Origin of the sequence: Rhodococcus sp. NPDC059969 (genome assembly GCF_042738325.1) — a bacterium.
In the GTDB taxonomy this organism is placed as follows: Bacteria; Actinomycetota; Actinomycetes; order Mycobacteriales; family Mycobacteriaceae; genus Rhodococcus_F.
Genome location: NZ_JBHWUF010000001.1, coordinates 358,096 through 358,624, shown reverse-complemented (window position 1 = coordinate 358,624; position 529 = coordinate 358,096). Strand labels below are relative to the sequence as shown.

General features: G+C 63.5%; 1 protein-coding gene. It reads left to right on the top strand.

Annotated elements, in window-relative coordinates:
- Positions 1-45: 45 nt before the first annotated feature.
- Positions 46-529 (top strand): Ig-like domain-containing protein (locus ACFWAD_RS01655; RefSeq protein ID WP_378540833.1); only part of this gene is annotated, 484 nt, incomplete at its 3' end.

The window sequence follows — 529 nt, the reverse complement described above, 5'->3', positions numbered from 1 at the left end:
GGTACGGCGGTTGATCTGACGGCCGCGGTTGCTCCGAACACTGCTGTGGGTACTGTGCAGTTCAAGTCGAACGGCACGGCGATCGGTTCTCCGGTGACGGTGACTGGCGGTGTTGCGACGCTGTCGCATACGTTCGATGTTGCTGGCGCGCAGAGTGTTACCGCTGACTTCACCGCTGGCGCTGGCTTCGTGAGCTCGTCGGCATCGGCCCAGACCGTCACTGTCTCCGATCCGGCTCCGGTTGATGTCGAGACCACGACGTCACTCTCGGTTCCGGCTACGGCGATCACGGGTACGGCGGTTGATCTGACCGCGACGGTTGCTCCGAACACTGCTGTCGGTTCGGTGCAGTTCAAGTCGAACGGCACGGCGATCGGTTCTCCGGTGACGGTGACTGGCGGTGTTGCGACGCTGTCGCATACGTTCGATACCGCTGGCGCGCAGAGTGTTACCGCTGACTTCACCGCTGGCGCTGGCTTCGTGAGCTCGTCGGCATCGGCCCAGACCGTCACTGTCTCCGATCCGGCTC